Raw genomic sequence first — 20,784 nt, forward strand, 5'->3', positions numbered from 1 at the left:
GGGCCCCCGATGAGCCACCGGCCCGCCCGTCGCGCCCGCCGCGCGTCCGCCAGCCCGCTGTTCACCCCCCACGGCACCGACCGCGCCAGCCGCAAGGCCGCCCGCCGCCAGCTCGCCGAGGCCGCCGCGAAAGCCCGCGCGGAAGCCAGCGCCCACCAGAGCGAAAGCACCCGCCCCGAGCAGCAGATGCCCGCTCCGCTCTACCCACCGAGCGGACGCCCCGGGCCCGCCTCCGCCCGCGGGAACCGGCTGAAACTCCCCGCCCACCGCATGACCACCGCCGTCGCGGCCGGCGCCTATCCCTTCCTCGCCGAAGGCGGACTCGGCGCCGAGGGCATCTACATCGGCCGCGACGTCCACGCTGAGGCGTCATTCGTCTTCGACCCGTTCGCTCTGTACGGCAAGGTCGAGGGGTTCACCAACCCGAACCTGCTCCTCGCCGGCGTGATCGGCCAGGGCAAGAGCGCGCTGGCCAAGTCCTTCGCGCTGCGGTCAGTCGCCTTCGGATACCGCGTCTACGTCCCGTGCGACCCGAAGGGCGAGTGGACTCCGGTGGCGGAAGCCCTCGGCGGCCGGTCCGTCGCCCTCGGTCCCGGACTGCCGGGTCGCCTGAACCCCCTGGACGCGGCCCCGCGACCGGAGAGCGTGGCCGAGGCCGACTGGGTCGGCGAGATCCGCAAACGACGTCTGCTCCTGCTCGGCTCCCTTGCCCGCACCGTCCTAGGCCGGGACCTGATGCCCATGGAGCACACCGCCCTGGACGTCGCCCTCGACGCCGTCGTCACCCGCGCCGCCGACACGCACCGCACCCCGCTCCTCGGCGACGTCGCCGCCGCCCTCAACAACCCGCACGCGCTCGACGAGGCCGCCGGGATGATGTCGGGCCAACTCGGCGACGCAGCGCGAGACCTGGCCCACGCCATGCGGCGCCTGGTCCACGGCGACCTGGCCGGCATGTTCGACGCCCCCTCCACCGTCGCCTTCGATCCGAACGCGCCGATGCTCACCATCGACCTGTCCCGCCTCGGCGGCTCCGGGGACGACACCGCCCTCGTCCTCGCGATGACCTGCGCCAGTGCCTGGATGGAATCCGCCCTCTCCGATCCCAGCGGCGGCCGGCGCTGGGTCGTGTACGACGAGGCATGGCGCCTGATGCGGCACGTCGGCCTGCTCCAACGGATGCAGGCCCAGTGGAAGCTCAGCCGCGGCCTCGGCATCGCCAACCTCATGGTGATCCACCGGCTGTCCGACCTGCTCACCGCCGGCGACGCCGGATCACAAGGCCGCGCCCTAGCCGAGGGACTCCTCGCCGACTGCAGCACCCGGATCATCTACCGCCAGGAGACCGACCAGCTCCACGCCGCGGCCTCCCTGCTCGGCCTGACCTCCGTCGAGATGGACGCCATCGCGCACCTCAACCGAGGGCGCGGCCTGTGGAAAGTCGCCGGCCGATCCTTCATCGTGCAGCACCTCCTGCACAGCCACGAACTGGCGCTCTTCGACACCGACGCCCGGATGCACTGACCAAGAGGACCGTGAACCCCGACTTCCCGCGCGACCTGATCCCGCGCGACGACGCCTTGCACCTCATCCACGCACTCCACGCCGTGAAGGACAAACTGCACGACGCCGCCCAGCGGTGGGAGCTGCTCGACGAGAACGGGCACGTTCCGGCCGCGCCGTCCTACACTGCGCTGCTCCAGCACGCCACCGACGCGCAGGACCTCTCCCGCGATGTCCTCCGGCTGGCCGCTGACTTCGTCCGGAGCCCCCACCACACCACCCGGACCGGCCGGGCCGTCCTGAAGCACCTCGCCTCGGCGGCGACCATCTCCAGCCACGCAGCCCCGCACTTCACCGAGACCGCGGAGAACGCCCTGGCCCTGCCCCGGACCGCCAACCCCACCGACCGGCACTACCTCACGAATCGCATGGTCATCGACCACGCCTCAGCGCGCGCTTTTCTGCGGCGTGCCTCGGAGTCCCTTCGCGACGCAGCCAAGGAACTCGACGGCCACCTCGGCGTCCAGCGCTTCCTTGCGCCGCTGACCCGCCGGGAGGGACCGCCGGAGCCTCCGCCGTCCCGGCCTGGCGGTCTCCACCGCTGACCGCGCCGGAGCCGTGGACTGTTCGTGCAACAGATCGCCACCCCGGCGGAGTTCGACCGCAACGACCTGCAGCCCGCACCAGCCCGAAGGGCTTCCGCATCATCCCCCGCGACCCAGACTTCGATCTCTACGACAACGTCGGCCGCGACGCCGACCAGATCCATGCCGCCCGGTACAACCTCGCCACCGACAACGACCTGAAGCGGTGGGCACGACGGGACGCACGGGCCTTCCGTGACGCGCACCCGCTGCCCGACCAGCCCTGGGACGCTCCCCACCTCGGCCCGTACCTGGACGCCCTCACCGCGGCCCGGACCCCGGCGGAGATCGATGCGGTCACCGACCACGTCCTGGACGCCGCCGAACCTGCGCTGCGCGCCCTGAGCGCCTACCTCGCCGCCGCCGCCCGGTGGCGGCGCGAGAACCGCGACGCTGCTGAGGGATCCCCCTCACACCTGCTGATGACAGCGGCCAGCCGGGCGCTGTCCGTCCTCGCTCTCGCCGACGAAGCCGGTCTGAACAGGCTGCGCGCCGCCTATGACCCGGCCCCCGCCCCCGCCACGCCGGCCGACGCCTCGCGTGGAGCTACCGCGGGCCTGCCGCCCGCTCCCCCCTCCACCGGCCCCGCGCCTCGCCGTTAGCTCTCCATCGGCCGTGCCCGTGCGCGCCCTGATCCACTGCACTCCGGATCACCTCGACGCCACAGCCGTCGCAGCTCTGCCTGCCGGCAGGAAGGATCACACCCTTTGACCTCTCCCCCGCGCCCCGACGACCCGCACGCCTACCTCCGGGCCGCAAGCGGCGGCAGCCGCAGGAGGAGCCATGGCCGCTGACGAGACGACCACCCCGGAACCCCGCCCGGTACCGCTCGCGCCGATTCCCGACCACCGCAACGTGCACACGCCGTGGTGGCAGGAGCTGTGGCGTCGCTACGCACACGTCATCACTCCACTGCGGGCACGCGGACTGCAGTGCGACATCGAATTCGGCCTCAGCACCTACATCGTGCGCGTCTGGCTCCCCGACGACAGCTACCTGGTCATCAGTCCGCCGCACGACCCGCCCTCCGAGCGACCACCCGGAGACCCGGAGGGCTGGATCACCACTCGCGAGCACCCCGACGACCAGACGCTGTTCGAGGTCATCTACGACTCGGCTCCCTCCGACGACCCCAGTGCTCCCCAGCGGCCCGAAGCCCTCCACGGCGGCAGCGCCCAACCCCTGATCGAGGCGATCGACCACCGCCTCGCCCAGCTCGGGCTGCTACTGCACCCCGCCTTGCCCCACGAAAGCTCACACGTGCCCCCAGCCCAGCCGTCAGCCCCGCACGAGGTCCGGGCTGTCCCCGGCACACCGCATCCTGGCCCCCGCTACGTCTACGGCGACGCGCTACGCGATCTGACCGACCGGCTCAACGGAGTCGAGTCACCTGCGGATGCCGCTGCCCTGCTGCACCAGATCCTGGAACCCACCGAGGGCCTGCTGGCGCAGCTGGGCGAGTTCTTCGAAGCAGCCGGGGAGAAGGCCAAGGAAGCCGAGGAGGACGACGGCTTCGACTTGTCCTACGACCTCGCCGACGCAGCCGCCGAGATCCGCAACCTCTCCGAGGTCCTGCACGTGGCCGAGGACCGCATGCGGGCCCTCACTCCGCTCGCGCCGGCACCGCGACTGCCCTCTATCCCGGCCAACGGGTCGCCCCTTCCGCCACGGGTCCTCCCGCCTTCATCGCCGAAAGCCGCCCCACCGGCCAGGCGCACGCCCTGATTCCTTCCCCTGTGAACCCTTGGAGCCTCCATCCGCACCGCCCGCCGTACCCTGCCGCTGATCATCGGCGCCGCCTGTCTCACCCTGGCCCTCACCGGCTGCTCCGGCGAAGACGGCCCCGCCCAGGCCCGGCAGACGCCCAGCGCCAGCACCGCCCCGAAGCTCGCGCCCGCTCTCAGCGCCGCCCAGGCCCGCGACGTCATCACCCGCTATTCCAAGATCAACAACGAGGCCAACGCCGACCGCGACCGGCGCCTGCTCGACACGGTCGAGGACGGACCGCTGTACGCGATGTCCGTCTCGGACTACACCGAGACCGAAGGGCTTCCCGCCAAGGACCGCAAGCCCTACAAGGCGTGGTCCTACGACGTCGCCGGCGCCAAGCTGTACATCCCCCGCCTGGCTGCTGGGCAGGAAGGCTGGTTCGCTGCCGCCCTCTCCAGCGAGAAGGGCAAGGCCCCCTCACGGCTGGCCGTGTTCGCCGAACAGCCCCAGCACGAGCGCTGGGAGATGGTCTCCGTCGTCGACCTGGACAGCCAGAAGCTGCCCGACGTCGCCCTGGACCGTGAGGGATACGCGACGGCCGTCGCCGCCAACGACAACAAGCACCTGGCCGCCGACGCCGACGTTCTGCGTACTGCCGTGCTGGACAACTTCGCCACCGGAGGCACGAACACCGGAAGCAAGGTGTTCGCGCCGACCGAGGCCAGCAAGCGGCAGGTCAAGGTCCACAGCGATGCCGCAACCCGTTTCGGTGACAAGGGAACCAGCGTCTTCGACGGAGCCGACAACCGCTTCACGGACGCCTACGCCCTCAAGACGGCAGACGGCGGCGCGCTGGTCCTCTTCTCCCACACGCACGCCCAGACCGACGCCGTCGCGCACTCCGGCCTGCAGATCAACCCCGGCAAGGGTGACCGGGCCTGGTTGCACGACGTGCCCCGCATGTCCATCCGGTACACGTTCGTGTGCAACGACGCCGCCACCGTCCCCGCGAAAGCCGAGCCCTCCCGCCTGATCGGCTACACCTGCGCCCGCACCGACGCATCCGGCCCCCCGGTCGCCTCCTGGTCGCACCGCGCGTAGCCGCACCCGCCCGCCACTTCGACGGCCGCCGGACATCCCCGCCCCCTGCTCGCTTCGGAGAACTCCCTGTCCACACACTCCTTCATCGCCCGCCCCACCGCCGGCACGGGGTACAGCGGCATCCACGTCCAGCTCGACGGCGTGCCCAGCCACCACCTCCCACTCCTCCTAGCCGCCTACCAGTACAAGTTCGGACGCGACGTCGAGGCCATGTCCCAGCACCTCATCGACGACATCGCCGTCGGCTGGGACGAACTCGGCACCGATCTCCTCGACGACGCCCCGCCCACGCTCGTGGCCGCGCTGACCGGCGGCGAACACTGGCCCAGCCGGACCCTCGATCACCTGATCACTCCGGACGGCTCGCCCCCGGTGCGCATGACGGTCACCGACACCACCGTCGGTGAACTGGGCATGCAGTGGGGCTACATCCTGCATCCGCAGGGCATCGAAGTGATCAGCATGGCTCACACAGGCACGGGCCCCCTCGTGGCCTGGGACACCGACCCCAGCACCCCCTTCAGCGACCACCCGGCGCACTGGCCCGCCATCACCACACGCCGGGCGCCCACCACCTCGCGCGCCACGCGCCCGCCGCTGCCCGCTGCCGGTGCAGCGCCGACCGGGCCCCGCACGGCTGCCCGCCGCTGACCCGCACCGCCCCTCATTGCCGGAGACTTCCCTGCCCGCTCCCCTGATTACGGTCGTCATCGCCACCCGTCTGCGCGACGACCGCCTCGACTACCTGACCGCCATGCATGCCAGCCTCACCCGGCAGTCCGTGCCATGGGAGGCCGTGATCGCGCTCGACGGCACCACACCCGAACACCTGCCGGCCCCGCTCGCGCAGGACTCCCGCATCCGCACACTGACGCTGCCCCGGCCGGTCGGCGCAGCCTGCGCCAGGAACCTGGCCCTCACCCACGTGCGCACCCCCTACGTCAACTGGGCCGACGATGACGACCAGTTCACCGATGACGCCATGTCCGTACGGCTGAACACCCTGAAATCCACCGGGGTCGGCTGGTGCGCGGGCTGGAGCGAGGACCAACACCCCGACGGCTCGACCACCCTGTGGCGCTGCCCCACCCCGCCCGGCCGGCACGAGGCCGGCGACGTGTGGACCTATTGGAAGTCGCCGACGGACACCATCCCCATCGGGCCGACCACGATCCTCGCCCGCACCGACCTCGTGCGCGCCGCTCCGATGGGCGGTCTCGTCCAGGGCGAGGACTACTGCGCGGCCCTCGGCGTCACCACGCTCGCGCCCGGAATCCTGCTGCCGGTCCCCGTGTACAGATACCGCAAGCACCCCGGGCAGATGACGGCCCAGGTCGGATACGACCAGCTGGAGGCGGCGGCCCGGGAGCACGCCTGGGCGTACGGCCGCAGCCTGCGTGCCGTCCTGCGCGGTGGCGAGGACCTGGTCCGTGTCTGAGGCGCAGATCGTCCTGTCGCACAGCCGGGAGTCCGGGATCGTCGCCATCGCCTCTGGCGAGCAGTACCCGTGGGCGCACACCGCCCTCGCGGAGAGTGGCTTCCAGCGGGACGACGACGGCGTCTGGCACCTGCCCGCGGACGGCACCCATACCACCGTGGTCGATCTGGTCACGTGCGCGAAGCGGCATCGCGCCAGCGTGCACACGAGCAGCCGCCGGTTCATCGGCGACACCGCCCGTGACCTCGCGCGCCTGCTGCCCGGCCAGTGGCACGCCTCGGTCGAGATCTATGCGCACCCTGCCTGGCAGGAAGACCTGGTCCCCTGGATCTGGGACAGCGGCGAACTCGGCCGCGCCGTCCAGAGCGAGCGGATCCCCTACGCCGCGGTCCTCACCGACGCGGGGCAGGGCACCACGCTGTTGTTCATCGAGCGGCCCGGCCGTCAACTCGACTACCTGGTGGGCGCCTTCTCGCCGGAGGGGCTCGAAGGGGGCTACGGCGATCCCCACGCCCCGCGCAGCATCGTCCTGCCGCAGTTCCCCGGGCGGGCTGCCCAGGCCCTCACCGACCGGTACCTTCCCTCCTACGAGCAGGCCGTCCATGCCCGCCAGACGGCGGCCATCGCCGCCGTGCTCGGGGACATCCGCTCCGAGCACGACACCTGGCAGGCCATGAACGCCTCCGGCCGCTACAGCGACGCCACCCCTCTGAGCGCCGCCGCCCTCGGCGCCTCGACGGAGCTGTTCCTCGACCACGCCTGGCACCGTTTCCTGACCGTCGTCGACCACGCCCCGACGCTGCTCGACCGGTGCCGACCCGCGAACAGCCCGTGGCCCGACGACGCCGCAGCCCTCTCCCGTCTGGCCGAGGCCGTGAACAATGCCGAAGCCCTGGTCGACGAGATCGTCCACGGTGGTGCCGTGCCGGAGCAGGAGCGTCGAGCACGCGCGTGGCCGGCGATCGAGACGTGGCTCACCGACGGCGAAGCGTTCTTGCGCCAGGCCCGCATGAGCGCACCCCACCGCCGCCCGGCGCTCCCCGTCACAGCGCCATCCCGCCCCCTCGCCGCGGCCCGGCCCGCGTACCGCAGCCACTGACCGTTCCACCCCGACAACGTCTGGAGACTCCCGCCCCTTTGCAACCCGGCACCCACTTCTCCTTCGGCGACCACAAGGAACACGGCTTCGTCGCCTCCTTCACCTCCTCGATTCCCCAGCACCTCGCCCACTGGTTCCTGGAGCGCGAACAGTTCGAGCCCGTCCCCGGTGAACCGGGGCTGTACCGCCTCAGCGAGCCCGAGCGCGACGGAGTCCGACGCACCCGCCAGGCCGTCCACGACCTTCGCCGCCACGGCTACACCGTGCAGGCCGACATCCGCCTCAACCCGGCCCTCTCCACCGGCCCGCCGCGCCCCGTCCGGCCCAACGGACTCCAGGAGCGCCGCAGCCGGCTCGCCCAGGCCGCCGCCGGCCGAACGACGCAGCGCTCCACGCCGCCCACCACCTCCCCTTCGTCGGCCCGGCCGATCCCGCCGAAGCCCACCTACGCTCCCACCGTCCACCTGACGGCCGCGGTCGGCGGGCGGTCCCGATGACCCACACGAGCAGTCCGGCCCCCGACAGCCCCTTGCCGACAGCACCCGCACTGGCCAGCAAGGCACGCGACTTCCGGCTGCGGATGGCAGTCATCGACTGCGAGACCGATGCCGCCCTCGACATGACACGCGACCGCTACGGCCGCACCGTCCACGCAGACGCCGCTGCAGCCGCACGAGCCCACCGTGACAAGGCGGCGGTGGAGGCGTACACCACCCACCTCGCCCCCCACGCCGAGGCTCTCCTCGATGCCGCCCGACTCGCGCTCGACGAGTTGCCGCCCGCCCGGCACCTGACCGGGTGGCGGGCCGTCCTGGACGGCCTGGCATCCTCCGCCGCCGAAATCCGCCGGGCCCTCGACCGGCCGGCCGCGCCCGGGTCCCCCGCCGAGCGCGCTCAGCACGCGGCCCTGTGGCCGCACCTCACCGCCTGGGCGGACCACAGCCCGATCGCCAGCAACCTCGCCGACCAGCGCGACGGCCAGCACCACAAGGCTCCGCTGACCGACGAGGAACAGCAGCTGTGGACCGACAGGGCCCAGGCCGCACAGACGCGTGGCGAGCTGGAACTGACCGAGTCGTGGTACGCCGCCGACGGACAGCCGATCACCCTCGCTTACCTCGTCGAGGACGACGACTCAACAGTGGTCGCGCTGCGCGGCGACCCGGGCGTACCGGGCTGGCAGGTGATCGGGCACTTCGCCCACGAGTACGAGGCGGGCAAGGCCCTGCCCGCTCCGGCCCCGCCCGGCGTGCTGCGCTCGGACATCTCCCGATTCAACCGCCCGGCACCAGCCCCGGAGCTGTCCCTGCAAGACCTCATCCGCGACGTCGTCGAAGGCCACAGTGCCGGTGACGCCTCGAACGCTCTCCTGGGAGCCGTCCAGCGCGGCTACGCCGCCGGCCCGATGGTCCGCCTGCAGGAACTTCTGAAGACGAGCAGCCAGTTCGCCAGCGCCCTGGAGACCGTGCAGGGCCGCCAGATCGCCGCCCGCCTCTCAGCGCTGGGCCGGCAGATCGAGTTCCTCACCCGCGAAGTCGAAGAGGCAGCCGAAGACCTCGGGGCGACCGTCGCCGTCCTGCCCCCGCACCGCACCCCCGTGCTGCGCACCCGCCCGCGCCCGGCCGTGGACACCACACCGCCCGCACCGCCGCCCCGCGCCAGCGCGACCGCCCGCCACCGCTAGCCCCCACCACTTCCTACCCCTTCAAGGAGACCCAACTATGGCCGTGCGTACGCACTGGACCGTGGAGCACGCCTGCTCCCACCGTGTAAATCATGACCTGTCCAACCGCCCCGCCGACAAGCGGGCGGGCTTCGCCCGTTGGCTCGCGTCGAAGGACTGCACCGACTGCTGGAAGGCGACGCGCGACGCTGACTCCGAGTCCAAGGAAGAGTGGCTCGCGGCGAAGCGCGCCGTCGAGCAGGAGGCAGCCGCCACCTGGGCCAAGCAGTTCGACATGCCGCAGCTGGAGGGCCCGGAGAAGGCCCTGGACTGGGGCGAGCGCTCCCGCCATCAGCTGATGACGTCCGCGCACACCGCCCTGGTTGTGGAGGGCAGTTGGGACGACGCGGACTGGGCGGAACTGGAGGAGAAGGCCCGCTCCATCACCCGCGCTGGATGGTGGATCGACCAGCGCGACTCCGAAGGCACTGACCTGCTCGAACTCCTCGACGCAGCCACCGAGGCGGACCGCGGGACGGAGAACCCGTTCCGCTGACGACGGGGCAACATAGCCGGGAAACGCCGGTTAGCCAAACCGGCGTTCCTCCGGACTATTGATGCTCCCACCTCGACAGCAATCGCGTGGAAGGAACCGCGTGCTCCCTCCGTCCTGGGACCATCAACCCACCCCCGTCACCGCCCTCACCCCCGACCCGCTCACTCCCACCCGCGATATCACCCACGCCCACTTTCAGGCCGGGGACACCGTCGTCGTCCTCAAGGGGGTGGCCGGCGGGGAACTGTGGGGAGACTCCATGCGCATCGTCGCCCCCTCCTGGCACACCCCCACCGACGAGGACGGATGGCGACTGCGTGATCCCACCGGCGGTGCCCAGTCCTACGTCACCGCTCACCCCCGCTACCTCGTGCACCTCTCGCGCCGCTGCCCGGACTGCCTGATCTACCTGCGGGCCATGGAAGACGCCCTCCTTACGCGGTTCGCCGACCGCGACGAGCTGATCGACTGCGGCTGGTACACCACCACCGCCCTGGGCCAGCTCGTGCACACCGCAGACACCAGGGGCGGCCGGTGACTCTTCCCACGAACCGCCCCGACCGTGCCGCTGCGCTCCACAAGGCCAGGGCCCGAGCCACCGCAACTCCGGACGACCCTTCCTGGCCGCTGCACCTGGCCGAAGACCTCCGCGACATCCGGGCCGACTGGAAAACCTCAGCCGAGGTGTGCGCGGACGCTGCCTGGGCGGCACGGTCAGTCGGCCGCAGCGTCCTGGGCCTGCTGTCCCCGGAGGATGTCCTCGCAACGGACCGTAATCCGATCACCGCCCGCACCTTGGCGCATCTGTACCTGAGCGCCCTTCGGTTCGACTTCCGCTGTCCCACCCTCCAACGTCTCGTCGAGCACCTCGCGGAGACCGCGCGTCAGCCGCTGGACTGCTACACCCGCGCCCTGTACGCCTTCGCGCTGCTTGGCCAGTCCCGCCCCGAGGGCCTGACGGTCATGGACGAGGTCCTCACCGAGGCCGAGGAGCACCCCAAGACCCTGCACGTCCTGCTGCACGGGCTGTGGCTCGGCCAGGACCTGGACGAGGGTGCGGAGCGTCTCCTGGCCCTCAGCTCCCGGCCCGCCCTCGCCACCGGCACCGACCCGATCGTCCTCTTCCGCGTGGCGGGTGCCCTGCGCCGGCTGGGCCGGTACGACGAGGGGCTGAGCGCCATCGACAGGGCGATCGACTGTCTTCCGCCGGGAGACATCTCGGTTCACGCCGACCTGGTCCGCGAGCGCTCGCTGCTCTGTGCAGCCCGCGACCTTCATCAGCACCGGTCACCCACCCGCACGTCGAGCGGGGTGCCGTCATGATCCCCCGCCTGCACGCAAGGGCCCACTCGCCGCGCGAACCGCTGGCCGAGGCGCTCGGGCGGCCCCTTTCCCCGAACGAGGGCCTGACGGAGTACACCGTGGTCGCCCACTGGCCGGGCCTGGACTACTACACCCCGGACGACGAGCAGAGGACCTGGACGTCCGTTGAGTGGGCCGAGCACCTCGAAGATCCTTACTTGGAGCATCCGTTCGCTGCCAGCCCGGACGACGACCGGCACGCGATCCTCCATCTCGACGTCCGGCTCCACCCGGACGACCGGGAGCTGACAGGTCCCGAGTGGTCCGAAACTGCCCACCGGTTCGCGCGGGCCGCTGGTATCGAGGTGCCCGGCGCCGCAGAGCACGGTTGGCGGTGGATCGCTGTCCAGGGCCAGCCCGGACGTCTGGATCTGATCGCCAACCTGATCCACCTCGACGGCACCTGGCGCACCCCTCCCGCCGACATCCTGCGACGGCTTGCGGACGAAGCGCGCCGCATCGAGCAGGACCTGAACCTGATCCCCGTCCGCGCCGGCACCACGCAGTGGTCCGCTGCCCGTACGGTCCCGACCGCATCGGCGCAGCTCGCCGGCGTCCTCACGCAGCTCGCCGACGAACAGGCTGGCCCGCTGGCCACGGTCCGCGGACTGGTCGAGCACACCGCTTACCGGATCGCCCGCCAGCCGGGGGCTGCCGGCACGGACACGGCGCACCGTCTGGAGCTGATCGCCCGCCGCCTCCACGCGATTCAGCAGGACCTGGACGCCACTGCGGCCCATCTGGTCCAGCCCCGGGTCGCCGCCGCACCGGCCGCGGCCCAGCGCACCGCCCACCGATCTCCGTAGGAGAAACGTCTCTTTGCCCCGCACCACCGGCCGCTTCCTGGACATCCGCCGTGACCCGCACTCCGGCGAACTCCTCGCCTGCGGAGGCGACGTTGAGGCACACAGCATTCTCCAGCGCGCGGGATTCGTCGCTGTCGTCCGCCTCCACGAGAGCTACCACCGCGCCCCCGCCGGCCTGACCGAGGACGACGAGTCCCGTCTCGCCACCGATGCCGTAGGGCGCCTGCGGGCCGTCGGGTACCACGTCGACTGCGACGAGCGCTTCGACACCGAAGCCCGCCCCGCGGCCTATCCCACGCTCGGCGCCTCGGTCTCCCACCTCGCCGAACGCCTCCGCAAGGCCACCGACACCACTGAGGCAGCCGACATACTCACCGAACTCACCGCGCCCCACGACGGCATCCTCGCCGGGTTCGAGGAAACCCTCGGCGCCCTGGCGGAGTTCTTCGACGGCCTCGGCGACGCGAGCGATCCGTACACCGCCCGGCGCCTGCGCTACCTCGCCGACGAATACGTCCGCGTCATCCACTCCGACCTCGCGCACACCCGCGAACAGCTGGCCGACCGGCACGCCCCTCACCCCGGCCGCCGCTCCTGCACCGAGCAGGTTCCCGACCACGAGCCCGAACGCTCCGCGGTGTGCGCCTGCCCGCCCCCGCCCCGTGCCATGCCGGCCCCGGCACCGCCACCCGTCGGTGCCACCCGCTTGCGCCGCTGAGCCCCTGCAACTGCCCAAGGACACCATGCACGACCACAGCGCCTCCGAGCGCCTCGCCTCCTACGCCGACGTCCTCGCCGGCGAACTCCCCGACACCTGGACCAGCACGCACCTGACGGCCGACGACAAGGACGACCTCGCCGAACTCACCGACCGCATCTGGGACCTGGACCTGGTCGCCGCCTCCCTGGCCGAACACCCCCTGCAGCAGGCAGCCGTCCTCAGCCGCTCTGACGGCGCCCAGCTCGTCCTGATCGACCGGCACGACGAACGCGACGGCTTCCTCCTCGCCGCCGTCGCCCCGCACGCCCTGCCGGACGAGGCGTACCGCGCCGTCCCCGAGCCCAACGGCATCGCCCTGACCGACGACCCGTTCCTCGGCGCCGAGCAGGTCGCAAATGATCTGCTCGTCCGCTACGACCGTGCGCTCGCCCAGGTCCGGCACAACGCCCTGGACGGCATCCAGCCCTCCCAGCCGGACCGGGTCGTCCTGACCTGGCAGCCGGACGGCAGTGTCGCCACCGCCCCCGCCGACGACCGGGCCGGCACCATCCTCGCCGCCCACGGCTTCGTCCAGGACCCGCATAGCGGCATCTACCGCCTGGAAAGCAACGACACCCAGGCCCAGGCCCGCGCCCTGCGCGAGATCGGCCCGCAGCTCGACGCGCTCGGTATCGGCACCGCCCTCCAACACCCCGCAGCCCGGATCGCACCCACCGCAGCCTCGGCATCCATGCCGCCGGCCCCCACCGGCGCCCGCACACCCACCGCCAGGACGCGATGAACCAGACGGAGCCCGACTTCTGGGTCCTGGAGTACGTCACCATCACCAAGGACGCCCGCACCGGCCTGGTCGTGGCCATCGGGGGCACCGAGCAGGCAGCGGACATCCTCCAGCGGACCGGTGGCTTCCTCTCCGCTCCCGGGCCCCGCGGGGACTACCACCGTCTTCCGCACGGCCTGCCCATCGAGCAGCAGCGCCTGAAGGCGACCGGCGCCTCGCACGCCCTGCTCGCCGCCGGCCACAGCGTCCACCTCGACCCCGCCCTGAACATGCTGGCCACACCCGACGGCGACCGTGACGCAGCCCTGCGCTACCTCACCCAACTCGCCGAGCGGGTCTCGGCCGCCGAGACCAGCAGCGCGGTGGCCGAGGTCCTGACCGAGGTCGCTGCGCCCGTGCACGGGCTGCTGCCCCTGACCAGAGAAGTGATCGTCCGCGCCTGGATCACCGCCAGTGATCTCCAAGGCGCCGCGCCCGGCGAGGAACCCGAGCCCATCGCACGGCTCGGTAGCACGGCCAACTCCCTGAGCGAAGCCGCCCGCGTCGTCCTGCACGCCCGCAACCACGCCGCCCGCCGGACGCAGCCGCCGGCGACCGCACCGGCCCCGGCACCGGCACCGGCAGCGGGCCGTGCACAGTCCCCGGTTTCCCGCCGCCGCTGACCCCGGAGAAGAAGCGTATGGCCAATCTGGCCGACGAGTACGGCACAGACGTCGAGATCTACATCAAGGCCCTGACGACCACCATCCACGCCGACACCCCCACCGGCGCCCCCGCTGGACTCCACGACCTGCTGGAACAGCTCGGCCTCGAACGCCACGAATACCCCACAGGCGAGCCGCTCTACATCTGGCACACCGTGCCCGATCACCTCGGTGCCGAGGAGCAGAAACGCCTAGCGAACCGCGCCATCCCCGCCCTGCTCCTGGCCGGATACACGGTCAACTGCGACCCCGAGGTCTTCGACGAGGCCCTCTACCAGCAGGCCGTGCACCGCCTCCGGGCGCGCGCGGCCCGCCCCGCCCCGCAGCAACCGGTGCCCGCCAGTCCCCCCTCGCACTCCGCACCGGCCCGCCGCACCCCGTAAAACACCCGGGCGGCCCCGGCACCACGCCGGGGCCGCCCACCTCCCCGCCGCCCGATTCCACGGAGAAACCCGTAGCAGAACGCACACCCGCACCGATCAGCCATCGGCTCAAACCCCGGCTCGCAACCGCCCTGTTCCGCCGCTATCTACGCGCCTGCATCACGGCCGGCCCCGACCGCGCCTCCCCACTGGCCGGCGCCCGCCCGGAAGCCGTCCCCACCGAGGCGCAACGCGTCGGGCAGCGCCACCACCACTGACCGTCCACGCACCCGGAGGAGCATGTCCCACCCCGCCCCCTACCCGGTGAGACTGGCCGACGAGATCACCCGCCAGCTCGGCCAGCTCTCCGACCACCTCTCTCAGCTTCCCCCGCCCCAGGCAGCGCAGGTCATCGCCCGCGTCCTCGACCCGGACAACGGAGTCCTCGGCGGCGTCACTCACCTCGTCATCACCGGCAGCCACTTCGCCAAGAGCGAGGCGGAACGAGGCGCCCTGCCAGCGGAGGTATGGCTCGCCTTGGGCCGTGCCGCCAACGAACTGCACGACATCAGCCTGGACCTGGACGAGCACCAAGACCTCCTCCAGCACCTCGGCACTCGACCGGCCACCAGCGCCGCGAAGCCTCCGGCTCCTGCCCCGCTCGTCGTACGGCGGCGCCGGTGAAGAAGAAGCAGTGGCAGGGCTGGGGGCCGGGCGAGCAAGCCGAGCAGCACTACCTCGTCCAGCCCCGTGCCCTGGCCGGCGGCGGTGACGTCCGGCACGTCTCGGAGTTCCTGCGCGCCTCGGGCTGGCGGGACAAGTCCAAGAAGGACGGCCCGCTGCTCATGGAGAGCCCGGACCGCACCGTCCGTGTCGCCTACGACCCCTACGTCCTGCCCGGTGGATGGACCATCCACGGCCGGGCAGACGGGGCGAACGCCGAGTGGTCTGCGCACTTGGGCCGGCAGACTCCGGTGGAGATCGTCGCCGGTCTGACCGACGCCCTCACCCGCCCCCGCTCCGCACACGCCCCCAACGTCTGGGCACCTCTGCAGGAGCAGAACTGGCACACGCGGTTCGAGGGCCAGGACTACACGGCCACCAGCCCCGACGGCACCGCGTGGATGCAGTACCGCCAGGGCGTCGATGGCTCGGCGATGTGGTGGACCGGAGCGCAGGACAAACAGGGCAACGGCTGGACAGCCAACTTCACGCCGAACACGCCGATGCACCTGGTCCAAGCCTTCTCAGCCGAACTCGCCGCCCCGGACCCCGTGATGCGCCCACGCGGACGTGTCCCGCACAGCGCCCAGATCCGTACCTGGTCGGTCTCCGTCAAGCCCTCGCAGCTCAGTGCGTGGCAACAGGCCCGGATAACCGCTGCCCGCGCCGCCACCTGGGCCCGCAACAGCGCCCGAAGCGCCCAGCCACGCACCACCACCCGCCCCTACAACCCGGCCGGCGGTGCCCGGACCCGCCGCTGACCTCCATCCCCGTCTCAAGGAGCCCGATGCCCGCCCCCACCCCGGAAACCCTGCGCACCCTGACCGAAACGCTGTCGGACGTCACCGAGTACCTGCGCGAGAATCCCGACCCCGCCGAAGCCCTCGCCCTCGTCGAGCCGCTCCTCGACGAGTACACGGGCCTGCCCGTCCAGCTCGCCGACACCCTGCGGGCCCTCGCCCGCACCATCCAGGAACACCAGGCCATCCCACGCACAGCGCACGTCAACCTCCTGATCGCCGAGCTGCGCTCCGCCGCCTGGGAGCAGACCGACCAGCACACCCTCCACTACGTCCTGGACGAGCTGCGCGCGCTGCACGACGACGCCGAGAGCGAGCAGGGGTGCAGCCGGTGCCGTTGAGGGAGCGCCAGCTCGACGCCTTCGCCGACAAGCACGCCGGGCAGATCCCCTTCGACACCAGCCCTCGCCACCTCGCCGGTCCGGGCGACGCCCGCCACGTCACCCACGGCCTGGCCGCGGCCGGATGGGCCACGGTCTCCGACCCGCTCAGCGCCGAGATCGTGATGGCCAGCCCCGATCACCGCTACCGCCTGCAGTTCGACCCGCAGTCCGCCACCTCCGCCTGGTGGCGGCTGCGGGCCGCCCCCGGCGACAACGAACATGGCTGGTACGCCGAGTTCGGTGAACTCGTGCCGGCCGAGGTCCTCGCCGGCCTCACCGGCGCCCTCATCACACCGCCCTCACTCCAGCCGGACCCCTGGCAGCCGGTGACCAGCGCAGGCTGGCAGCACGACGATGCCGGGACAGCGCTCTCTCCGGACTCACTGTGCCGCATCGAACACCGCCCCATGAGTGAGTTCCATGAACGGCCGTCCTGGCACATCGAGGTCAGGACAAGCAGCGACGAATCATTCCCGGGCCCGCGGATCTGGCATGCCTTCCTCGACGAGCACGTTCCCGATCACCTGGCCGGCGCCTTCCTCGGTGCCCTGGCCGACCTTCGCCCCCTGCAGCGCGGCATGTTCGACCGCACCGCTCACCACCGTGCCGTTCGGGAGCCCAGTTCGCTGCGCCCACAGCAGGTAGTCGACGCGCACACCGCCCGGGTGAAGACGATCCGAGCACAGGCTCGCGCCGTGCGCCGTCAGCAGACCGCCCCCGCGACACCCCCGGCGCCCGCCACCGCCGTCCAGCCGGCCGCCCGCCGCTGACCTAAAAGGATGCTCTCATCTCCCGCACCACGAACCACGGCCGCCGCACCTCACTGCGGCGCCTCAACCGCTACCTGCGCCACAGTGAACGGATCCTGGCGTCCTGGGACGCCTTCACCGAGTTCAACACTGACCTGGACGGCTGGCCCTTCGACGAGGACGCCTACGGCCGCCGGGCCGCCGTCCGTGACGCAGACACCGCCGCAGCGTTCGCCAGCATCCGCCCTGGCGCCCGCCAATTGCTGGCCACCGCCCGGCTCCAGCTCCAGCACCTGCCCGCACACCTCACGCGGGACAGCTGGCCCGGGCAACTGACCATCCTGGAGGAGGCACTGAGCCACCTCGACACCCTGGACGCGCAGTGGCACCAGACCCGGGCCCAGCTCCCCGAGGGCTCCGGACCGGGGAGCGAAGCGTATGTCGACGCGCTGGACGAGCACCACGCAGAGTGCTGGAGCTATCTGGACGACTGGGCCTGCCACGGCCGCGCCATCCTCGACATCCAGGCCGCCGCACGCCGAGCACCGTCCCGGCCGAAGCGCCCGCAGCTTCCCGCCCTGACGTCCCGGCGCAGCGGACACGGCGCGAGGGGACGGTGACCATGCCCGACGGCCCCGCCAACGTCGACATCGACTACATCGCCCCGCGCCACCTGGCCGGCGGCGGCGATCCCGCCTGGATCACCGTCCCCCTCCACCGTGCCTGCGGCTGGAGCTACGGTCACGACCCCCTGATGCCCCGCGTCCTGCTTTCCAGCCCCGACCAGAAGGCCCTCCTGCGGCTGGAGCCCGACCCCGACGGACGGTGGTGGACTCTGCAGCACGCCCCCGCGCCGGACCGGCCCGCCTGGTTCGCCTGCTTCGATGCCCGCACCCCCGTCGAAATGATCGCTGCGTTCACCGATGTGCTGACCGATCCCACTGCCGGTCAAGCAGACAACTGGGATCCGCAGGAGCCGCTTCTGAAAGCGGGCTGGTCTCCGGCCTACAGCCACCACCGGCTGGCCTCACCCGACGGCACCGTCCGCGTCGAGGCCGACGAGACAACCGGGGCCTGGTGGGTCGACACTGCCCTCCGCGACTTCCGGGCTCTCCTGTGGCAAGCCCACTTCAGCAAGCACACCCCACCGCACCTGATCACCGCGTTCACCGCCGCGCTCACCGACCCCCGACCGGTGCCGCGCACCGCAGGCCCCTCCAGCCTCCCGACTCGCGACCCGGACCTCATCACCCTCTCGCACCGGGAAGTACCCGCCACGCAGGTCGCCGGCGCCATGGAAGAACGCATCCGCTCCCTCGCCGCACGCCGATCCGGCCCGCTGGCGACGAGTACGCATCCTCCGCAACGGCCGCAGGCCGAGCGCCACCGCCTGCGCTGATCCCTCCGTCTCCGCCTGGAAGCACCTAGCCCTTGCCCTCTTCCTCCTCCAGCAGCAACACCGATGGATACGACCTCGTCCTGCGTCTCCTGCTCGGCGTGCTCTCTGTCGTCGTCCCCCTGTCCCACCTGGCCTGGCTGTGCGGCAACGTCACCGCCTACCTCACCGGAGGCAGCTGGGCCCCCTACCAGCCGACCAACGCCTTGCTTCGCCCCGAGCAGGTCTGGCCCGAGGCCGGGGAGAACGCCCTGCTCATCGGGGCACGCATCGTTCCCGTTCTGCTCCTCCTGGCTCTCGGGGTGACGGCGGTTGCCCTGTGGATCCGGCACAAGAACCGCGGCGGCGGCCGGAAGAAGATCACCGGCATGGCCAAGGCCCGGGACATCGAGCCCTTGATGGCCAAGGCGATCACCGACAAGGCCCGCTCGCTGCGCCCGAGCCTGAAAGACGCCAAGCACATCGAAGCCCGCGACACCGGCATACTCCTGGGCAACCTGCAGAACACCCGGCACGAGGTGCGCATGGGCTACGAAGATGTGGCCGTCGCCATCATGGCGCCCCGCTCGGGCAAGACCACCTCGCTCGCCATCCCCTCGATGCTTGCCGCGCCCGGCCCCGTCCTGCTGACCTCGAACAAGGCCGCAGGCGACGCATTCACCGCCACATACGAGGCCCGCTCCCGCGTCGGGCAGGTGTGGTCGATGGACCCGCAGCAGATCGCGCACGCCGCACGCGAGATGTGGTGGAACCCCCTCGCCAGCGCGAAAACCCTGGACGGGGCGAACCGGCTCGCCGGACACTTCCTCGCTGCCTCGGTGGACGCCTCCCAGCAGGGCGACTTCTGGTCCAAGGCCGGCAGTAACATCCTGTCCCAACTGCTGCTGGCCGCAGCGCTCGACGAGCGGCCGATCACCGACATCATGCAGTGGCTCGCCTTCCCCGCCGACCGCACCCCGCTCGACATTCTCCGCGACCATGACTTCGCCGCTGTCGCAGCACAGCTCAAGGGCACCGTCGAGGGCCCCCCGGAGACCCGCGACGGCATCTACGAGACCGCCCGCCAGTACGCCGCCGCACTGCTGAACAGCGAGATCGCCGCCTGGGTCACCCCGCAGAAGGACGTTCCCGAGTTCCGCCCGTCGGAGTTCGTCACCTCCACCGACACGCTGTTCCTGCTGAGCAAGGACGGCGGAGGCGGGGCCTCGGCGCTGATCGCCGCGTGCGCGGACTCCGTGATGCGCGCGGCGACCGCCCAAGCCGAACGCGCCGGCGGACGCCTGGACCCGCCCATGCTGGCGATCCTCGACGAGGCCGCCAACGTGTGCAAGATCAGCGACCTGCCGGACCTGTACTCACACCTCGGCAGCCGCGGAATCATCCCGATCACCATCCTGCAGTCCTACCGCCAGGGCCAGAAGGTCTGGGGAGACGCGGGCATGGACGCCATGTGGTCCGCCTCGACCGTCAAGGTCATCGGCTCCGGCATCGACGACCCCGACTTCGCGGACAAGCTCAGCCGCTTGATCGGCGACCACGACGTGGAGACCACGTCCACCTCGCACTCGGAGTCCGGGAAGTCGACCTCGGTCAGCATGCGCCAGGAGCGGATCCTGCCTGCCGACGCGATCCGCGCCCTGCCCAAGGGCACCGCGCTGTGCTTCGCCACCGGTATGCGGGCCGCGATGCTCGACCTGCGGCCGTGGTATCGGGAGCCAGGAGCGGAGGAGTTGTCCGCGGCGTCCGCCCGCGCGTCGCAGGCAATCACCGCCCGCGCCGTGGCGAAGCACGCGCCGACACAGTCCGACTTCGGGAAGGCCACGTGAGCGACGCCCCGCTGCACCTGGTGCCGGTCCGCTCCCATGAGGCGAAGGACTTCGTGCGCGCCGGGCACCGTCACCACCCGCCGCCCGCGGGACAGATCTTCGCGGTCGGCGCCGCCGACGAGACCGGCTCGCTGCGCGCCGTGGCCATCGTCGGCCGGCCGGTGGCCCGCCACCTGGACGACGGCTCCACCCTCGAAGTCACCCGGACCGCCAGCGACGGCGCGCCCAACGCCAACTCACTGCTCTATGGAGCCGCGTGGCGGGCGGCGAAGGCCCTCGGCTACCGACGGCTGGTCACCTACACGCAAGACGGCGAGAGCGGCGCATCACTGCGCGGCGCCGGGTGGCGCATCATCGCCAGCCGGCCACCCCGGGCCGGATGGCACACCCCGTCCCGCCCACGAGCCGGCCACGGCAACGACCACGTCACCCGCCTGCTGTGGGAAGCCCTCTGACC

General features: G+C 71.7%; 26 protein-coding genes. All 26 read left to right on the forward strand.

The genetic code is table 11. The features are described 5' to 3' along the window. Nucleotides 1-9 precede the first annotated feature (9 nt). On the forward strand, nucleotides 10-1,524 hold the full coding sequence (locus tag QNO09_RS35380) for a VirB4 family type IV secretion system protein (protein WP_283974335.1): 1,515 nt from the start codon (nucleotides 10-12) through the stop codon (nucleotides 1,522-1,524). An 11-nt stretch (nucleotides 1,525-1,535) separates the two neighbouring features. Beyond that, on the forward strand, nucleotides 1,536-2,108 hold the full coding sequence (locus QNO09_RS35385) for a hypothetical protein (RefSeq protein ID WP_283974336.1): 573 nt from the start codon (nucleotides 1,536-1,538) through the stop codon (nucleotides 2,106-2,108). A 461-nt stretch (nucleotides 2,109-2,569) separates the two neighbouring features. Next, on the forward strand, nucleotides 2,570-2,749 hold the full coding sequence (locus QNO09_RS35390) for a hypothetical protein (RefSeq protein ID WP_283974337.1): 180 nt from the start codon (nucleotides 2,570-2,572) through the stop codon (nucleotides 2,747-2,749). 181 nt (nucleotides 2,750-2,930) lie between these two features. Then, nucleotides 2,931-3,872: a hypothetical protein gene (locus tag QNO09_RS35395; RefSeq protein ID WP_283974338.1), complete on the forward strand. Its 942-nt coding sequence runs from the start codon at nucleotides 2,931-2,933 to the stop codon at nucleotides 3,870-3,872. An 84-nt stretch (nucleotides 3,873-3,956) separates the two neighbouring features. Then, nucleotides 3,957-4,958 (forward strand): DUF8094 domain-containing protein, encoded by a 1,002-nt coding sequence (locus tag QNO09_RS35400; RefSeq protein WP_502962387.1) that lies wholly within the window; start codon nucleotides 3,957-3,959, stop codon nucleotides 4,956-4,958. Between the two features lie 141 nt (nucleotides 4,959-5,099). Next, on the forward strand, nucleotides 5,100-5,609 hold the full coding sequence (locus QNO09_RS35405) for a hypothetical protein (RefSeq protein WP_283974340.1): 510 nt from the start codon (nucleotides 5,100-5,102) through the stop codon (nucleotides 5,607-5,609). Nucleotides 5,610-5,652: 43 nt separating this feature from the next. Beyond that, a complete protein-coding gene (locus tag QNO09_RS35410) occupies nucleotides 5,653-6,396 on the forward strand; it encodes a glycosyltransferase family 2 protein (protein ID WP_283974385.1) in 744 nt (247 codons plus the stop codon). After that, on the forward strand, nucleotides 6,389-7,495 hold the full coding sequence (locus QNO09_RS35415) for a hypothetical protein (RefSeq protein ID WP_283974341.1): 1,107 nt from the start codon (nucleotides 6,389-6,391) through the stop codon (nucleotides 7,493-7,495). Before QNO09_RS35410 ends, QNO09_RS35415 begins: the two co-directional genes overlap by 8 nt. A gap of 38 nt (nucleotides 7,496-7,533) precedes the next feature. After that, nucleotides 7,534-7,992, forward strand: coding sequence for a hypothetical protein (locus QNO09_RS35420; protein ID WP_283974342.1), 459 nt, complete (start codon nucleotides 7,534-7,536; stop codon nucleotides 7,990-7,992). Continuing rightward, complete coding sequence (locus tag QNO09_RS35425; RefSeq protein ID WP_283974343.1) at nucleotides 7,989-9,179, forward strand: hypothetical protein; 1,191 nt, start codon at nucleotides 7,989-7,991, stop codon at nucleotides 9,177-9,179. The genes QNO09_RS35420 and QNO09_RS35425 overlap by 4 nt, the downstream gene beginning before the upstream one ends. Nucleotides 9,180-9,216: 37 nt before the next feature. Continuing rightward, nucleotides 9,217-9,714 (forward strand): hypothetical protein, encoded by a 498-nt coding sequence (locus tag QNO09_RS35430; RefSeq protein ID WP_283974344.1) that lies wholly within the window; start codon nucleotides 9,217-9,219, stop codon nucleotides 9,712-9,714. A gap of 100 nt (nucleotides 9,715-9,814) precedes the next feature. After that, the gene (locus QNO09_RS35435) at nucleotides 9,815-10,252 is read left to right on the forward strand and encodes a hypothetical protein (RefSeq protein WP_283974345.1); all 438 of its coding nucleotides are present in this window, start codon (nucleotides 9,815-9,817) and stop codon (nucleotides 10,250-10,252) included. Further along, the gene (locus QNO09_RS35440) at nucleotides 10,249-11,037 is read left to right on the forward strand and encodes a tetratricopeptide repeat protein (RefSeq protein WP_283974346.1); all 789 of its coding nucleotides are present in this window, start codon (nucleotides 10,249-10,251) and stop codon (nucleotides 11,035-11,037) included. The genes QNO09_RS35435 and QNO09_RS35440 overlap by 4 nt, the downstream gene beginning before the upstream one ends. Next, nucleotides 11,034-11,882: a relaxase/mobilization nuclease gene (locus tag QNO09_RS35445; RefSeq protein WP_283974347.1), complete on the forward strand. Its 849-nt coding sequence runs from the start codon at nucleotides 11,034-11,036 to the stop codon at nucleotides 11,880-11,882. Before QNO09_RS35440 ends, QNO09_RS35445 begins: the two co-directional genes overlap by 4 nt. A gap of 13 nt (nucleotides 11,883-11,895) precedes the next feature. Further along, nucleotides 11,896-12,600, forward strand: coding sequence for a hypothetical protein (locus QNO09_RS35450; protein WP_283974348.1), 705 nt, complete (start codon nucleotides 11,896-11,898; stop codon nucleotides 12,598-12,600). Nucleotides 12,601-12,625: 25 nt separating this feature from the next. Then, on the forward strand, nucleotides 12,626-13,384 hold the full coding sequence (locus QNO09_RS35455; protein WP_283974349.1) for a hypothetical protein: 759 nt from the start codon (nucleotides 12,626-12,628) through the stop codon (nucleotides 13,382-13,384). Then, nucleotides 13,381-14,046 carry a hypothetical protein gene (locus QNO09_RS35460; RefSeq protein ID WP_283974350.1) on the forward strand — a complete coding sequence of 222 codons (666 nt, stop codon included), beginning with the start codon at nucleotides 13,381-13,383 and terminating at the stop codon, nucleotides 14,044-14,046. The genes QNO09_RS35455 and QNO09_RS35460 overlap by 4 nt, the downstream gene beginning before the upstream one ends. A 17-nt stretch (nucleotides 14,047-14,063) precedes the next feature. Further along, complete coding sequence (locus tag QNO09_RS35465) at nucleotides 14,064-14,471, forward strand: hypothetical protein (protein WP_283974351.1); 408 nt, start codon at nucleotides 14,064-14,066, stop codon at nucleotides 14,469-14,471. Between the two features lie 279 nt (nucleotides 14,472-14,750). Beyond that, the gene (locus tag QNO09_RS35470; protein ID WP_052836952.1) at nucleotides 14,751-15,134 is read left to right on the forward strand and encodes a hypothetical protein; all 384 of its coding nucleotides are present in this window, start codon (nucleotides 14,751-14,753) and stop codon (nucleotides 15,132-15,134) included. Continuing rightward, the gene (locus tag QNO09_RS35475; RefSeq protein ID WP_283974352.1) at nucleotides 15,131-15,934 is read left to right on the forward strand and encodes an SPDY domain-containing protein; all 804 of its coding nucleotides are present in this window, start codon (nucleotides 15,131-15,133) and stop codon (nucleotides 15,932-15,934) included. Before QNO09_RS35470 ends, QNO09_RS35475 begins: the two co-directional genes overlap by 4 nt. Before the next feature lie 26 nt (nucleotides 15,935-15,960). Next, a complete protein-coding gene (locus QNO09_RS35480; RefSeq protein ID WP_283974353.1) occupies nucleotides 15,961-16,314 on the forward strand; it encodes a hypothetical protein in 354 nt (117 codons plus the stop codon). Further along, complete coding sequence (locus QNO09_RS35485) at nucleotides 16,305-17,126, forward strand: SPDY domain-containing protein (protein WP_283974354.1); 822 nt, start codon at nucleotides 16,305-16,307, stop codon at nucleotides 17,124-17,126. The genes QNO09_RS35480 and QNO09_RS35485 overlap by 10 nt, the downstream gene beginning before the upstream one ends. 239 nt (nucleotides 17,127-17,365) lie before the next feature. Continuing rightward, on the forward strand, nucleotides 17,366-17,725 hold the full coding sequence (locus tag QNO09_RS35490; RefSeq protein WP_283974355.1) for a hypothetical protein: 360 nt from the start codon (nucleotides 17,366-17,368) through the stop codon (nucleotides 17,723-17,725). Between the two features lie 2 nt (nucleotides 17,726-17,727). After that, the gene (locus tag QNO09_RS35495) at nucleotides 17,728-18,504 is read left to right on the forward strand and encodes an SPDY domain-containing protein (protein WP_283974356.1); all 777 of its coding nucleotides are present in this window, start codon (nucleotides 17,728-17,730) and stop codon (nucleotides 18,502-18,504) included. Between the two features lie 32 nt (nucleotides 18,505-18,536). Continuing rightward, nucleotides 18,537-20,327 (forward strand): type IV secretory system conjugative DNA transfer family protein, encoded by a 1,791-nt coding sequence (locus tag QNO09_RS35500; RefSeq protein WP_283974357.1) that lies wholly within the window; start codon nucleotides 18,537-18,539, stop codon nucleotides 20,325-20,327. Then, nucleotides 20,324-20,782 (forward strand): XF1762 family protein, encoded by a 459-nt coding sequence (locus QNO09_RS35505; RefSeq protein ID WP_283974358.1) that lies wholly within the window; start codon nucleotides 20,324-20,326, stop codon nucleotides 20,780-20,782. The genes QNO09_RS35500 and QNO09_RS35505 overlap by 4 nt, the downstream gene beginning before the upstream one ends. The last annotated feature ends 2 nt before the right edge of the window (nucleotides 20,783-20,784 follow it).

The organism is Streptomyces sp. 378 (assembly GCF_030124145.1).
Lineage (GTDB): Bacteria > Actinomycetota > Actinomycetes > Streptomycetales > Streptomycetaceae > Streptomyces.

What these genes read in the sequence shown, in the direction of transcription:
- QNO09_RS35380 (WP_283974335.1), top strand. Translation starts at nt 10, where the DNA reads ATGAGCCACCGGCCCGCCCGTCGCGCCCGCCGCGCGTCCGCCAGCCCG.
- QNO09_RS35390 (WP_283974337.1), top strand. Translation starts at nt 2,570, where the DNA reads ATGACAGCGGCCAGCCGGGCGCTGTCCGTCCTCGCTCTCGCCGACGAA.
- QNO09_RS35395 (WP_283974338.1), top strand. Translation starts at nt 2,931, where the DNA reads ATGGCCGCTGACGAGACGACCACCCCGGAACCCCGCCCGGTACCGCTC.
- QNO09_RS35425 (WP_283974343.1), top strand. Translation starts at nt 7,989, where the DNA reads ATGACCCACACGAGCAGTCCGGCCCCCGACAGCCCCTTGCCGACAGCA.
- QNO09_RS35430 (WP_283974344.1), top strand. Translation starts at nt 9,217, where the DNA reads ATGGCCGTGCGTACGCACTGGACCGTGGAGCACGCCTGCTCCCACCGT.
- QNO09_RS35445 (WP_283974347.1), top strand. Translation starts at nt 11,034, where the DNA reads ATGATCCCCCGCCTGCACGCAAGGGCCCACTCGCCGCGCGAACCGCTG.
- QNO09_RS35455 (WP_283974349.1), top strand. Translation starts at nt 12,626, where the DNA reads ATGCACGACCACAGCGCCTCCGAGCGCCTCGCCTCCTACGCCGACGTC.
- QNO09_RS35460 (WP_283974350.1), top strand. Translation starts at nt 13,381, where the DNA reads ATGAACCAGACGGAGCCCGACTTCTGGGTCCTGGAGTACGTCACCATC.
- QNO09_RS35465 (WP_283974351.1), top strand. Translation starts at nt 14,064, where the DNA reads ATGGCCAATCTGGCCGACGAGTACGGCACAGACGTCGAGATCTACATC.
- QNO09_RS35470 (WP_052836952.1), top strand. Translation starts at nt 14,751, where the DNA reads ATGTCCCACCCCGCCCCCTACCCGGTGAGACTGGCCGACGAGATCACC.
- QNO09_RS35480 (WP_283974353.1), top strand. Translation starts at nt 15,961, where the DNA reads ATGCCCGCCCCCACCCCGGAAACCCTGCGCACCCTGACCGAAACGCTG.
- QNO09_RS35495 (WP_283974356.1), top strand. Translation starts at nt 17,728, where the DNA reads ATGCCCGACGGCCCCGCCAACGTCGACATCGACTACATCGCCCCGCGC.